We start from the raw sequence: 13,876 nt of genomic DNA on the forward strand, positions 1-13,876 counted from the left end.
AAAAACCGTCTGCAAGTTTTTGGCAGACGGTTTCGAAAGGCTGATGTTTTAAAAAATTATACCCGCTTTAACAAGTAAAATACCAGCAGAATTACCATTTCCAGACCATAGATTACAATCAATGGAATGAGGTAGAACTCATTGATAACATCCAGGAAATAATATAACCCCAGGGTAACGGAGAAGCAAAATCCCAGCATTAAAAACGCCGGGATCGTGATTTTTTTATTCTGGTGATATTTATTGACGATGTAAACCAGTAGTAATCCCTGAATGAACAGAAATATAAAAATGCACAGAGCCGTGCCAAATTGGTGAACAAACATCATAAGTTTCTATTCTTCATCTTCGGAAGGTTCGTCACCTAAATCGCGTAACTGCACCAAACCAATTGCATTGTTTTCAATCGTGCTGATCAATACTTCATACCGATTGACCACGGTGGTTTGACCTACGGCGGGTAGTCTTCCAAAACGCTCCACTAATATACCCGCCAACGTTTCATATCCCGCTCGTTTCTGAATAGGCCGGGGCAGCAGAGGATTGACATCCAATAGGGAAGTGGTGGCTTTAAGCTGATACGTATCCTCCGTCAGCTTTTCTACCAGCGGACGTTCTTCATCCGATTCATCCTGAATCTCACCCACCAGTTCTTCCAAAATGTCCTCCATCGTAATCAACCCTTCGGTACCGCCGTATTCATTGATGACGACCGCCATCTGTTGCCGGCTTTGCTGAAATTCACGTAGTAACGGACGAATTCGCTTGGTAGAAGGCACGAAAAATGTTGGTTTGATCAGCGAACGAATATCCAGTTCCTTATCATCCTGAAGTTTGAGTAAGATCTCTTTCAGATACACAACTCCCAGAACGTGGTCGAGGTTTTCTTCGTAACAGGGAATGCGGGAATAATTTTCACTGATTACTTCCTGTAAAGTCTCGGCGGAAAATTCATTGACATCAATTCCGAAGATCTGCGTGCGGGGGGTCATGATCTGACGGACGCTACGTTCGGAAAACTGAAAAGCTTTTTCAACCAGCGTTAAATCAGAACCTTCGGTATGGTCTTCCTTCGATTCATAATCCTGCTGGCTTTGGTGAACGAGGTACTTTAACTCGTCGGCACTATGCACTTCTGAGCTATGGCTTACAGTGATACCAAAGGTCTTGAGCACGACAGCCGCAATGCCATTGAGAAGCCAGATTACTGGACGGAAAATGATAAAGAAAAATTGAAGCGGGTACGAAACGGCCATCGTTGTCTTTTCCGCCTGCTGAATCGCCAGCGACTTTGGAGCCAGTTCACCGAAAACAATGTGCAGAATGGTAATGACTGCAAAGGCAACGGGCAGGGCAATTTGATGAGCCAGCGTTTCATCAAGTTGCAGCCCAATGCTGTGCATAAACGCAATCAGAATTTTAGAAACGACCGGTTCACCAATCCATCCTAAACCCAAACTGGCTAAGGTAATCCCCAGCTGCGTAGCGGCCAGGTAACCGTCCAGATTGGAAAGAATACGCGTGGAAAGACGGGCAGCCGCATTTCCGGCCTGGGCTTTGAGTTCCAGTTGCGAAGCCCGGACTTTGACAATCGCAAACTCGGCGGCTACAAAAAAACCATTGAGTAGCACCAGCACCAGGGTAATTAAAAAATTGAGTAACATGGATGGGTTGAATTAATATCGGTTGAGATAATCTTGATAATGTGCGGGATAAAGTAACTTAATTTTTTCCTGAATGGCCGGAGGAACCGGCTCGTTTCGATAATGAATGCCCTTTTGCGATAAAAAATCGACAACCTGCATCTTCTGTCGGTATTGTATCGACTCCATCGGGACTATTTTTTCTCTTAAAATATGTACCAGATATACTTTTTGACCACTTTCCATATATTGGCTACGGTCGGCTACGAGGCGTTTGTAATCCGCTCCGTGTTCCAGTAAATACAAGGCTGTATCAAAATGGTTAAATTCAATGGCCCGCAACAATGGCGTCTTAGAATTCGGGTTTACATAGTTGATTTCGGCTCCGGCTTCCACCAAAACCTTAGCCTTTTCAACGGGATGTAAAGTCTGGGTAACATCTCCACAGGCAATCAACAGCGGCGTTTCCTTTTCAATGGTTCCATCCTGAATGGAAACTAGGGTTTCATCATTCGGATTTCCTTTATGGGCCAGTAGCAATTTAAGAATAACTGTATTATCGGCTTCCGGGTTTTGAAGTCGGGCCGCTTCGAGCATAGGAGACGAGCCATTGTAAGCCGTGTGGGCATTAGGATTGGCACCCGCTTCCAGCAAAGCCTGCGTTGCTTTAACCTGCCCTTTTTGTACGCTAATCATTAAAAGCGTTTGTCCGTAGCGGCGTTCGATGGTTTCCAGATCAAAGGTATTTTTTCGAATGAAATCCCGGATCTCGTCCATTTCTTCCGCATCCAATAGCTTCGCCAGCGGCCAGACCGCCGTATTTTTAAACAGTCGGTAATCTACCTGACTGTAATGACGATCTTCCCAAAATAAGTCACAGGAAGTAAGTCCCAGACCCAACAGGATAATCAATCCGTAAACAATCAGACGTTTAAACATGGGCTAAAGTTTGATTCTGTTTGAAAAGGTTTGATTCGTGGTTTGAGCGTTTGAATCTATTGGCTGATGTTAGCTGAAGATTTGAGAATGCGTTTAATTAAGTTTTGAAATCATGTGGTTTAAAAAGGTAACATGTATGAACCCTGTCCTGTCCATATCAAACCTTAATTCAAACTCTCAAACTATAAATCAAACCCTCAAACCACGAATCAAACGCATCAACTAACGCCAGCCTCCGCCGAGTGCCCGGTAGAGATCTACGAGCGACAGGAACTGGGCCCGTTTGGTATTAATGAGCGATAATTCCGATTCCAGCACGGAACGTTGCGAAGTAATAACTTCCAGATACGTCGCATATCCCGTCGCAAACAGATTATCGGAAGTCCTGGCCGCCTGACGTAATACTGCCACTTCTTCGGTTTTGAAATCCGCTACGTTGCGGTAGTTTTCCAATCCTTTCAGGCTATTCACTACTTCCGAAACACCCGTCAAAACCGTTCGTTGGTACGTAATGAATGCTTCCTTGCTCTCGGCTTCTTCCACGCGTAGGTTTCCTTTCAGCAAACGGCGGTTAAAGATGGGAGCCGACAAGCCACCTACCAGCCCTGCGGCAACGGATTGCGGATTGGCCAGTACTCCTAACCGAAAGGCATTCAGTCCCAGGTAGGGAGTCAGATTCAGGGAAGGTAAAAATTCGGCTCGGGCTACTGCGACATCAATGTTAGAAGCTTCCAGTTCACGTTCGGCCTGCCGGATGTCGGGACGACGGCTGATGAGCTGGCTCGGAATCCCCGCTACTACCGTTGATGGTAACTGCTGTTCCCGAATCGAAATCCCTCGAACAATGGGCTGCGGATAACGTCCCAGTAGAACATTAATCTGGTTTTCAGCTTCCTGAATCTGCTGACGCACACCGCCTTCCAACCCTTTCGTGTTGAGTAGCTGGGCTCTGAATTGCTGAACCGCAAGTTCAGTTACGCGTCCGGCTGCTTTTTGAACTTCCACCAGCTTGAGAGCCTGCTCCTGCAATTCGATGTTATCCTCAATGATTTCCAGTTCGGCATCCAGTGAGAGCAGGGTAAAATAAAGTCGGGCTACGTCGGATACCAGAGCTGTAACGATGTAATTACGTCCTTCTTCGCTCGCCAGCACGCGATTGTAAGCTGCCCGGCGACGGTTCCGTAATTTCCCCCAGATGTCGATTTCCCAGGAGCTACGCAAGCCAATGAAGTAATCGGGCGTTGGGTTGGGAATACGGCTGGAACCCGTTATATACTCCGAGAAATTGGTATCGTAGTTACCCACGCCATTGAGGGTATAACGACCAAAGCGATCCACCCCGACAGAGGCTACTGCGTCAACTCTGGGCAACAAAGCGGCATTGCTAATGCCATACTGAGCTCGCGTGCCTTCGATGCGTTGCAGGGCAATCCTAAGGTCTGGATTATTCGCCAAGGCGGTGTCAATCAGCGAAACCAGATTGGCATCCGTAAACAGGCGACGATAAGGGTCATTGGCAATACTGGCGGAATCGGAGCTGGCTTCACTCAAACTACCCGCGTAAGAGTCGGGCAGGGCCAACGAGGGAATGGCTGCCGGGGTATGGGCCACCCGGCAGGCACTCACACCCAACAAAACGGAACTGCCAACGAAAAGAGCGATAAACTGACTTTTAAGATTCATGAACATACGTACTTTCAGTGGGGGAAGAAACAACGTCTGATTTGGAGCCCATGCGTTCGCCCATTTTGGCGAAGATGACATACAGACCGGGGACGATTACCAGTCCAAACACGGTACCCACTAGCATCACCGCCCGCCGCTGCGTCACGAATCGAACGGTACCAGCACCCGCACCCGTAGCAATACACAAGGGAATCAGACCGGCAATGAAGGCGAAGGAAGTCATCAGAATGGGTCGAAGACGGGTTACGGCACCTTCCATGGCGGCCTTCACAATACTCAGCCCTTCCCGCTGCCGCTGGCTGGCAAATTCTACGATCAGAATGGCATTTTTACCCAATAAACCAATAAGCATCACCAGGGCGACCTGGGCGTAAATGTTATTCTGTAAACCCGCTAGTTGCAGGCACAGGAATGAGCCGAAAATCCCGGTGGGTAAGGATAATAAAACGGGCAAGGGCAGTAACAGACTTTCGTATTGAGCGACCAGTAACAAGTACACAAACAGCAGACATAGCATGAAAATGTAAATCGCCTGATTCCCCGAAAGTACCTCCTCACGCGACATCCCCGACCAGGCAAAGGAGTATCCTCTTGGTAACTTGGCCGCTACTTCTTCCACGGCTTTCAGGGCATCACCACTGCTGTATCCGGGAGCGGCATCGCCGTTGATCAGGGCCGAGGTATACATGTTGTAGCGAGTCAACTGCTCAGGGCCATATACCCGTTCCAGCCGGATGAAGTTGGAGTAAGGCACCATTTCGCCCTTGGCATTTTTCACGTGCATGTTGAGCACATCTTCGGGCTTGGTACGATACTCAGGCGAAGCCTGCACCATGACCTTGTACATTTGTCCGAAGCGGATGAAATTTGAGGCGTAAAAACTTCCCATCAGGGTTTGCAGCGTGCTCATGGCATTGTCTACCGAGATGCCTTTCTGAGCGGCTTTGTCGTAATCGACGTGCAACATGTACTGGGGGAAGCTAGGATCGAAGCTCGTAAACACCTGACCGATTTCTGGACGCTTATTGACTTCCGCCATAAAGTCTTCGGCTACTTTTTTAGTGGCCTGTAAATCTCCCTTACCCGTACGATCTAGTAATCGTAATTCAAACCCGCTGGAGTTACCAAAGCCGGGAACGGTTGGGGGTGGGAAGTACTGAACACTGGCTCCCTGAATATGTCGGGTCTGTTTTTGCAGATTCGCAATCACGTCATCCACGGTTTCCTTTCGTTCTTCCCAGCTTTGAGGTTAACCATCGCCATGCCATAGGAAGAACCAGATCCATCCGTCATCAAGCTAAAACCAGCAAGGGTTGAAACGTTTTCAACGGCGGACATTTTAGAAGCAACCTGCTGAATCTGATCCAATACTTCTTCGGTACGCTTTACGGTAGCTCCTGCGGGGGTGGTTACGTTTACGTAAATCATGCCCTGATCTTCGGTAGGAATAAATCCACTCGGAAGAATCGTATTAATACCCCAGGTTCCGGCCACGAAAAGGGCGAGTAAACCCACGGTCACGACGCGACGACTGATGATGCGTTTGAGTAATCCCTGATAACGACCCGTCAGACGGTCAAAGCCCCGGTTGAAGCTGGCAAAAAATCGACCTAACCAGTTTTTACGGCTTTCCGCTGACGTATGCGGTTTTAGTAATAGGGCACACAAAGCAGGGGTTAAGGTAAGAGCGTTCAGACCCGAAATCAGAATGGCTACGGCAAGGGTTAAGGAAAACTGGCGGTAGAAAATCCCGACGGGACCGGAGAGAAAAGCCACGGGCACGAATACCGCCGACATGACCAATGTGATGGCAATCAAAGCCCCGCTGATTTCCCGCATGGCTGCAAACGTTGCCTGCCGGGGCGATAAATGCTCTTCGGCCATTTTTGCGTGAACGGCTTCCACGACGACAATCCCATCATCCACCACAATCCCGATGGCTAATACCAGAGCGAACAGCGTTAACAGGTTAATGGAGAATCCAATCATGCTCATAAAAGCAAAGGCTCCAACCAGGGCTACCGGTACCACTAGGGCACAAATCAGGGTGGATCGCCAGTCCTGTAAGAAGAGGAATACGACAATAAATACCAGTACGAAAGCCTCAAAGAGCGTCCGAACAACTTCGTGAATAGACGCATCCAGGAATCGGGAAACGTCGTAGGCAAAGTTATAAGTCATGCCCGGCGGGAAGGTCTCTTGCTTCAGTTCCGCCATCCGGGTTTTTACGTTCTCGATGATCTCACGGGCGTTGGAACCGGGTCGCTGTTTCAGCATAATAGCCGCCGAAGGACGACCATCCGTTTTGGATAATACATCGTAATCCAGCGAGCCAAACTCTACATCGGCTACGTCTTTCAGGCGTAAAATCGAACCACTGGGATCGGCCCTGAGTACAATATTGCGGTATTGATCGGGCTCGAAAAACTTACCCGTATATTTCAAAACGTATTGTAACACCTGCGGAGCCCGGTCTGCACTTTCCCCGGCTTTTCCCGGAGCGGCCTCCACGTTTTGCTGACGAATGGCGTTAATGACTTCTTCGGGAGAAAGATTATAGGCCGTCAAACGATCCGGCTTTAACCATACCCGCATCGAATATTCACGGGAACCCATGATGTCGGCAAACCCTACGCCGTCAATTCGTTTGAGTTCAGCCAGAATATTAATATCCGCAAAATTGTAAATGAACTTCTCATCGACGGTAGAATCATCACTGAAAATATTCAGATACAATAACATACTGTTGACTTCCTTTTCCGTAATAACCCCGGCCTTGATGACCTCTTCGGGTAACTCATCGAGCACCGCCGTTACCCGGTTCTGCACGTTCATGGCCGCCAGATCGGGGTCGGTTCCTACTTCAAAAAAGATTTGAATCAGCGTGGTTCCATCGTTACCCGAAACGGAGTTCATGTACACCATGCCGGGTACACCGTTAATGGCCCGTTCGAGTGGAGTCGCCACCGCTTTGGTACACACTTCGGCGTTGGCTCCCGTATATTTGGTGGTTACGGTAACCGATGGAGGAACAATATCAGGGAATTGAGTAACGGGTAATCCCGTCAGGGCCAGTACTCCCAGCAGTGTAATGACTACAGAAATGACCGACGACAACAGGGGCCGTTTAATGAATATATCAAACATAAAGTGGGGTTTAGATTACAGCACATGAGCAGATTGCTGCGTAACCGTCAGGCTATCGCTGGAAATGGGCTGGGGTGTGATTTCGTCCCCATCACGAACGTTCTGAATTCCTTCGAAAACAACCCGTTCGCCAGGCTGTAGGCCAGAATTAACAATGTAGTTTTTACCGACGCGACCGCGGGGAATGAAGCTGCGAGATTTGACTTTACCCGACTTGTCAACAACGTATACGTAATTTTTGTCCTGCACCTCAAATACCGCTTTCTGGGGTACGAGTAGAGCATCGGCAACCTGCGTACTGAGACGAATTTTACCCGAAGACCCGTGCTTAAGCAACTGCTTGGGATTGGCAAAACGAGCCCGGAAGGCAATCGTTCCTGACCCCCCTTCAAAGGTGCTTTCCATGACTTCAATATGGCCCCGAATGGGGTAAAGCGATTCATCGGCCAGTAGCATTTCTACTTCCTGACCACCTTTACCCAGCAGGTTGCGATTGTTCTTGATGAAACTCAGGTATTCTCGTTCCGATACATCAAAATAGGCAAATACTTCCTGAATGTCGGAAACGGTGGTTAACAAAGCACCGGACTCAATCAGACTTCCCATTTTGAAAGGAATCCGGTTAATAACTCCATCGAAGGGGGCACGGATGTTTGCCTGGGTCAGTCGTAAAGCCGCGGCTTCATGGGCGGCACGGGCTTCGTCGATCTGGGCCCGGGCCCCTTCGAGTTTAGCTTTAGCCAGTTCCATTTCTGAAGGCGAAACGACTTTGTTGTCTAACAACAATTTTACCCGCCCTACTTCAACTTCCGCCGTTTTTGCTTCAGCCTGAGCAATCTTCAGGGCTGCTTTGGCCTTGTCGGCTTCTACCTGATATTCGGCGGCGTTCAGGCTGAAAAGGATCTGCCCCTTATGCACCCGCTGGCCTTCATCGACGTGAATTTTTTCCAGAAAACCCGTTACCCGAGCTCTGATTTCAACGTTTCGAACGGCTTCGAGTGTGCTGACATATTCGCGTTGCAGTTGGGTAGGGCGGCGACTGATTTCTACGACGGGAAGGGTTAATTTTTCTTTGGGCTGATTGGTCTGGGCTTCTTTACTCTGGCAACCAGAGAGCCAAACGCCGATCAGCAAGGCGGAAACGCCTATGCTTTTTTTCATGAATACAAGTGGTGAATGGACTTATTAGCTGATTGAATCGTGTTGATTATCAGCTGATAAGATGATGAAGAAAGAAATTTGGAAATACAATGAATAACGGATCGGTATGGATACACCGATTCGACCTTAACTCCTCAGAATTATGGAAAAGAAATTACGCCTTGCGTTGGGGCGGAGGCGAAGAAATTTCCAGCATCCGACTTAGTAACTCGTCGGTGCGGTCTGGAATGAAAAGTGTAGGTAATACAATAACCGTTTCGACGGGAGGAAGAAGCCGAAAGGTAGGCGTGAAAAAGTAATCCTGATTGAGTTTGGTCAGATCACTATCCTCATCGGGTTCATCGTGCTCGGGGACCACGTTATCCAGGCCAAAGCCTTCTTCCAGCACGAACTCAATCAGACTTTCCATGTCATTAATGGTTGGGTCTTCATGCGTTTCTCCATCCTCTGAATAACACACGTTGCGATCGGGCGTATCAATGCTGAGGTTGATGACATGCAGTGCCATCAACAAACAAAACAATTGATAAAGGATCCAACTACGGTTTCTTTTCTTCATGGGATAGAGCTAAACCATGACGAAAGTAGGCAGAATTTAATGGTTATGGAAGAGAAATCGACATATTCTTAGAACGATTCCCTAAAATCCTATTCATGGAGACGGTTTTAATGATATTCTAATCGAGGTTAAAGCGAGGGGTTTTTAGGATTCTTTTCTGGGTTGTTTTTGGGTTTTGTAATTTATAAATTGATGTTCCCCGGATTGCATCCGGGGCTATTCATGTTAAACTCCGCTGGGGTTGATGTGAATCTAATGCTACAATCCTAAAGCTGTTTGTTAAGGATTTGTAATCCGATGTCGGGGCTATTTGTGCTGAACACCTCTGAGGTTGATGCGAGTCTTAGGAACAACGGGCCTTTTCAAAATCCTTATTCGTTTGAGATGATAGCGTATCAGCTTCACCCAATATTCAAACGAAATCAAAGCTCAAACCCAATTATGATAACCATGCGGCGAATAATGGGCTTAATATCCGCATTATTTGCGGATATTAGTTAAGCTTGCGGAGATTGTGTAGTATATTCACCGCAAAATTAGCGGAGAATGTATATCTATCAACAAAGAAACTGGCCTCACTTTTATTGGGATGAATCTCAAATCCTTAATACTCTGGCTGCTCTTCGACACAAACAGGGCCGATTAATTGGGAAAATGTCAACCCTGGGTTTTACGCTTCAGGAAGAAGCCATGCTACGGACTTTGACGTTGGAAGTATTAAAGACCAGTGAGATTGAAGGGGAGATTTTAGATTCAGATCAGGTTCGGTCGTCCATTGCCCGGCGACTAGGTATAGAGAGCTTCGGCCTGGTGAAGGCCGATCGCGACGTAGAGGGAGTCGTAGAAATGTTGCTGGATGCCACTCAAAAGTATACCGAGCCTTTAACGAAGGATCGGCTTTTCGGCTGGCACTCGGCTCTGTTTCCTACGGGGAGGAGCGGCATGTATAAAATTACGGTTGGCGACTGGCGGGGGGAAGGCGACGGTCCCATGCAGGTGGTTTCGGGCCCACTGGGACGGGAACACGTGCATTACGAAGCACCGGACTATGCGGTGATTGACCAGGAAATGGAGCAGTTTCTGGATTGGTTCAATCGCGAAGAACCCATCGATCCAGTTATAAAAGCGGCCATTGCCCATTTATGGTTTGTAACCATTCACCCGTTTGACGACGGCAACGGGCGGATTGCCCGAACGATCGCGGATTTACAGTTATCCCGGGCGGATGAAAGCGTTCAGCGGTTTTATAGCATGTCGGCTCAGATTCGGAAAGAACGAAACCGATACTACGAAATTCTCGAAAAAACGCAGAAAGGAGACCTGAACGTAACGGAATGGCTGGAGTGGTTTATGCAGTGTCTGGACCGGGCCATCGTGGCAACCGATGAAGTATTATCGAGTGTACTGACGAAAGCAAAATACTGGGAATGGTTCAAAAGCAAATCCATCAGCGAGCGACAAAAGTTAATGCTCAATAAATTAATGGATGGATTTGAAGGAAAATTAACTACTTCCAAATGGGCAAAAATTGCTAAATGTTCACAGGATACTGCTCTTCGGGATATCCAGAATTTAATGGAACAAGGCATCCTGAACCAAGACGGTCCTGGCGGTAGAAGTACCAGTTATTACCTGGCTCCGGTGTTATGAAAATCAATGAGAATCGTTGTTTATAATTTTTGGTATAAAAGAAGTTAATGAGTGATGAAAATATAATTATTCACTAATGTAAAATCAAAACTTATAGTTTACTATCTTGATGATAGGTATTTATAAAATATAAGTTAAGTAATTAAAGCTAATGAATTATTCATGTAAAAAATAAATAATTTAATTATGTAATAGGTTATAGACTGTGTAAAGTTTACAATAGTTGGATCTTCATGCGAATGATCGAGGAGTAAATAACTTCTTCTATCCCTTATCTCGAACGTAGATATATTTCTATGTAATTGATTGTATTTTAGATAGTTAACAATAATTAATGGGTAAGTGTATTTGAAAAAAGTAAGAAGTTCCTTCGCTTTGGTCTGAATAACAGACTCGAGGTGCAAACCAACTTATCCCAGGGCCCTCTTGAACGTAGGAAATCATTTTTCCTACATTCAACCTCTTAATAGACAGATTTTTAAAATAAAGTAATTGCCTTAATTAGTTTATAGGTAATACATGCACATCTGATCTTTACTTAAATCAATTCTAACAAAATTTAACATATATGTTGATGCAACGGAAGCCTTGATTTACGCATTATTTTATTAATTCGTAAATTAATACATCCTTCATTCCATCTTCATGATACGTATTTTACCTGCCTTCTTTATTTTTTAATTTATTTTTTGATTCAGTTTTATCCTTTTCTCAAACCTCTTCCACTATTAAACAACAATCCGTTGCTACGATTAGTGGGTACGTTCGGGAAAAAGGAAGTCAGGAAGCTTTGCTCGGCGTTTCGGTGCTCGTCGAAGGAACTTCTTTGGGAACCGCTACGAATGCGTACGGCTTTTATTCATTAACCTTACCGGTACAGGAGCACCTTTCGCTGCGTTTTTCCTTCGTGGGTTACCAAACCGAAACCCGAACGATTGACCTGAAGAACAATACCAGTCTCTCCCTCGAATTAACTCCTGGACGTATGCTGAATGAAGTAACCGTTCGCGGAAAGACGCAGCAGGATAAGGTGAGCGAAACGCCACAAATGAGTAAAATCGAAGTACCGATTTCGCAGATAAAGAAGATTCCGGCTTTGCTGGGCGAAAAGGATGTCCTCAAGGTGTTACAACTCATGCCCGGTGTTCAGAAGGGCAGTGAAGGCAGTACGGGCATTTATGTTCGCGGTGGTGGTCCCGATCAAAACCTGATTATCCTCGATGATGCCACCGTCTATAATGCGAATCACCTCTTCGGCTTTTTTTCGGTCTTCAACGGCGATGCTCTTAAAAGTGTGGAACTTACCAAAGGCGGTTTTCCAGCCCGGTACGGCGGTCGTTTATCTTCGGTTATTGAACTGAACATGAAGGATGGCAATAAGGAGAAACTGCATGGCGAAGGAAGTATTGGGTTAATCGCTTCGCGGGTAACCCTGGAAGGGCCCATCAAACGCAAGAAAGACAGTACGGCACGATCCTCTTTCCTGATTTCTGGTCGGCGGACGTATCTGGATTTGATTGCCCGGCCCCTCATTGCTCTGTCCACGGAAGGGGATGAAATGGCAGGCTATCATTTTTATGATCTGAATGCCAAGTTGAATTATGATTTTGGACCGAAAAACAAAGTATACCTGAGTGGTTATTTTGGGCAGGATAGGTTTTTTGCCAGGAGTAAATACGGGAATTCCAGTAGTAAGGCGGGGCTTGACTGGGGTAATGCCACGGGTACAGTACGCTGGAATCATTTGTTTTCCGACAAGCTTTTTGCTAATACATCCCTGATTTTCAGTAATTACCGCTTTTCTGTTTATCTGCAAGACCGGAGTTTTGATAATGATAACCAAAAGGAAAGCATCTATGCCTTGCGGTATAATTCAGGCATTCGGGATTTTTCCTTTAAAACCGACTTTGATTATTATCCTAATCCTCAGCATTCCATTCGGTTTGGGCTTCAGTCGCTGGCTCACCGCTTTACACCCAGTGCTACGGTATTACAGGATACGGACCTTAATCGGAATAAAAAAGACATTCAGAACATCGATGTGGTTGAAACGGGCCTTTATGCCGAAGACCACTGGACACCCGTTCAGCGTTTACGGATCAATGCCGGGATGCGGGTAAGTCATTTTTTGCATCGGGAAATCCAATACTTACGGCCAGAACCTCGGTTGTCAGCCGCTTATATTCTCCAGCCTGATTTATCGTTCAAAGTCTCCTACGCCCTGATGAATCAATATGTTCATATGCTATCCAATACGGGCATCGGGCTTCCAACGGACTTATGGGTACCTACTACTAATCGCGTTAAACCTCAGCAGTCAGAGCAAATCGCGGCGGGCTTTGCGAAAGACCTTACTAAAAGCGGCCTGACGTTTACACTGGAGGGTTATTACAAGCGGATGAACAACATCATTAGTTATAAAGAAGGAGCCAGTTTCTGTCATCGACGACCCTGAAACCGCTGGACAGGTTGACTGGCAGCAAAACGTAACCTCGGGGAAGGGCTGGTCGTATGGAGTGGAAGCCTTATTACAAAAGAAGTAGGTCGTTTTCGGGTTGGGCTGGTTATACCCTTTCCTGGACGCAGTGGCAATTCCCGGAATTAAACGATGGTAAAAAGTTCTTTCCCCGTTACGACCGCCGCCATGACATTTCGCTGGTGGGGGTGTATGAGCTTAGCCCCCGAATCACACTTTCAGGAACCTGGGTGTATGGTACAGGCAATGCTTTAACAATTCCCACCGGAAAGTATATGGCCTATACCCGTCTGACGCCCAATTCTTATTCAGAAGGAAATCGGGAAGTAGAAGATTACGGACAGAAAAATGCCTTCCGGGCCGCCGCTTATCATCGTTTTGACGTTGGGATTCAGTTCCACAAAAAGATGAAACGCCACGAACGCACCTGGGAGTTTAGCGTTTATAATCTCTACGATCGGCGGAACCCCTTCTTTTATATGTTGAGTGAAAAGGATATTCCTAACCCTTCTTCCCCCGGATCTACCCGATCAAAAACGGTGCTTAATCAATATTCCATTTTCCCGATTATCCCCTCATTCAGTTACATGTTTAAGTTTTAATCAGACCTTCTTC

7 protein-coding genes and 2 pseudogenes are annotated in these 13,876 nt (G+C 46.6%); 2 read left to right on the plus strand and 7 right to left on the minus strand.

The genetic code is table 11. The features are described from left to right. Window positions 1-56 precede the first annotated feature (56 nt). The 7 genes and pseudogenes from BWI96_RS19055 to BWI96_RS19085 all read right to left on the minus strand — a co-directional run bounded on the left by BWI96_RS19055 (window position 57) and on the right by BWI96_RS19085 (window position 9,135). A complete protein-coding gene (locus BWI96_RS19055) occupies window positions 57-329 on the minus strand; it encodes a hypothetical protein (protein WP_157830447.1) in 273 nt (90 codons plus the stop codon). 6 nt (window positions 330-335) lie between these two features. Beyond that, window positions 336-1,664 carry a hemolysin family protein gene (locus BWI96_RS19060; protein ID WP_106638117.1) on the minus strand — a complete coding sequence of 443 codons (1,329 nt, stop codon included), beginning with the start codon at window positions 1,662-1,664 and terminating at the stop codon, window positions 336-338. A 12-nt stretch (window positions 1,665-1,676) separates the two neighbouring features. Then, entirely contained in the window at window positions 1,677-2,582 is a 906-nt protein-coding gene (locus tag BWI96_RS19065; protein ID WP_106638118.1) for an ankyrin repeat domain-containing protein, read from the minus strand. Between the two features lie 222 nt (window positions 2,583-2,804). Further along, a complete protein-coding gene (locus BWI96_RS19070) occupies window positions 2,805-4,271 on the minus strand; it encodes an efflux transporter outer membrane subunit (RefSeq protein ID WP_369804224.1) in 1,467 nt (488 codons plus the stop codon). Continuing rightward, window positions 4,255-7,415: pseudogene (locus tag BWI96_RS19075) on the minus strand (efflux RND transporter permease subunit). Before BWI96_RS19075 ends, BWI96_RS19070 begins: the two are co-directional and overlap by 17 nt. 15 nt (window positions 7,416-7,430) lie before the next feature. Beyond that, the gene (locus BWI96_RS19080) at window positions 7,431-8,576 is read right to left on the minus strand and encodes an efflux RND transporter periplasmic adaptor subunit (protein WP_106638119.1); all 1,146 of its coding nucleotides are present in this window, start codon (window positions 8,574-8,576) and stop codon (window positions 7,431-7,433) included. Between the two features lie 154 nt (window positions 8,577-8,730). Then, the gene (locus tag BWI96_RS19085; RefSeq protein WP_232793811.1) at window positions 8,731-9,135 is read right to left on the minus strand and encodes a hypothetical protein; all 405 of its coding nucleotides are present in this window, start codon (window positions 9,133-9,135) and stop codon (window positions 8,731-8,733) included. A 546-nt stretch (window positions 9,136-9,681) separates the two neighbouring features. Between BWI96_RS19085 and BWI96_RS19090 the strand changes: the two genes are divergently transcribed. Together BWI96_RS19090 and BWI96_RS19095 are read left to right on the plus strand one after the other, a co-directional pair. Beyond that, window positions 9,682-10,785 carry a Fic family protein gene (locus BWI96_RS19090; protein ID WP_106638121.1) on the plus strand — a complete coding sequence of 368 codons (1,104 nt, stop codon included), beginning with the start codon at window positions 9,682-9,684 and terminating at the stop codon, window positions 10,783-10,785. Between the two features lie 727 nt (window positions 10,786-11,512). Further along, window positions 11,513-13,863: pseudogene (locus BWI96_RS19095) on the plus strand (TonB-dependent receptor domain-containing protein). Window positions 13,864-13,876: the final 13 nt, after the last annotated feature.

Origin of the sequence: Siphonobacter sp. SORGH_AS_0500 (genome assembly GCF_002838835.1) — a bacterium.
Taxonomy (GTDB): Bacteria; Bacteroidota; Bacteroidia; order Cytophagales; family Spirosomataceae; genus Siphonobacter.

What these genes read in the sequence shown, in the direction of transcription:
- BWI96_RS19055 (WP_157830447.1), bottom strand. Translation starts at nt 329, where the DNA reads ATGATGTTTGTTCACCAATTTGGCACGGCTCTGTGCATTTTTATATTT.
- BWI96_RS19060 (WP_106638117.1), bottom strand. Translation starts at nt 1,664, where the DNA reads ATGTTACTCAATTTTTTAATTACCCTGGTGCTGGTGCTACTCAATGGT.
- BWI96_RS19065 (WP_106638118.1), bottom strand. Translation starts at nt 2,582, where the DNA reads ATGTTTAAACGTCTGATTGTTTACGGATTGATTATCCTGTTGGGTCTG.
- BWI96_RS19070 (WP_369804224.1), bottom strand. Translation starts at nt 4,271, where the DNA reads ATGTTCATGAATCTTAAAAGTCAGTTTATCGCTCTTTTCGTTGGCAGT.
- BWI96_RS19080 (WP_106638119.1), bottom strand. Translation starts at nt 8,576, where the DNA reads ATGAAAAAAAGCATAGGCGTTTCCGCCTTGCTGATCGGCGTTTGGCTC.
- BWI96_RS19085 (WP_232793811.1), bottom strand. Translation starts at nt 9,135, where the DNA reads ATGAAGAAAAGAAACCGTAGTTGGATCCTTTATCAATTGTTTTGTTTG.
- BWI96_RS19090 (WP_106638121.1), top strand. Translation starts at nt 9,682, where the DNA reads ATGTATATCTATCAACAAAGAAACTGGCCTCACTTTTATTGGGATGAA.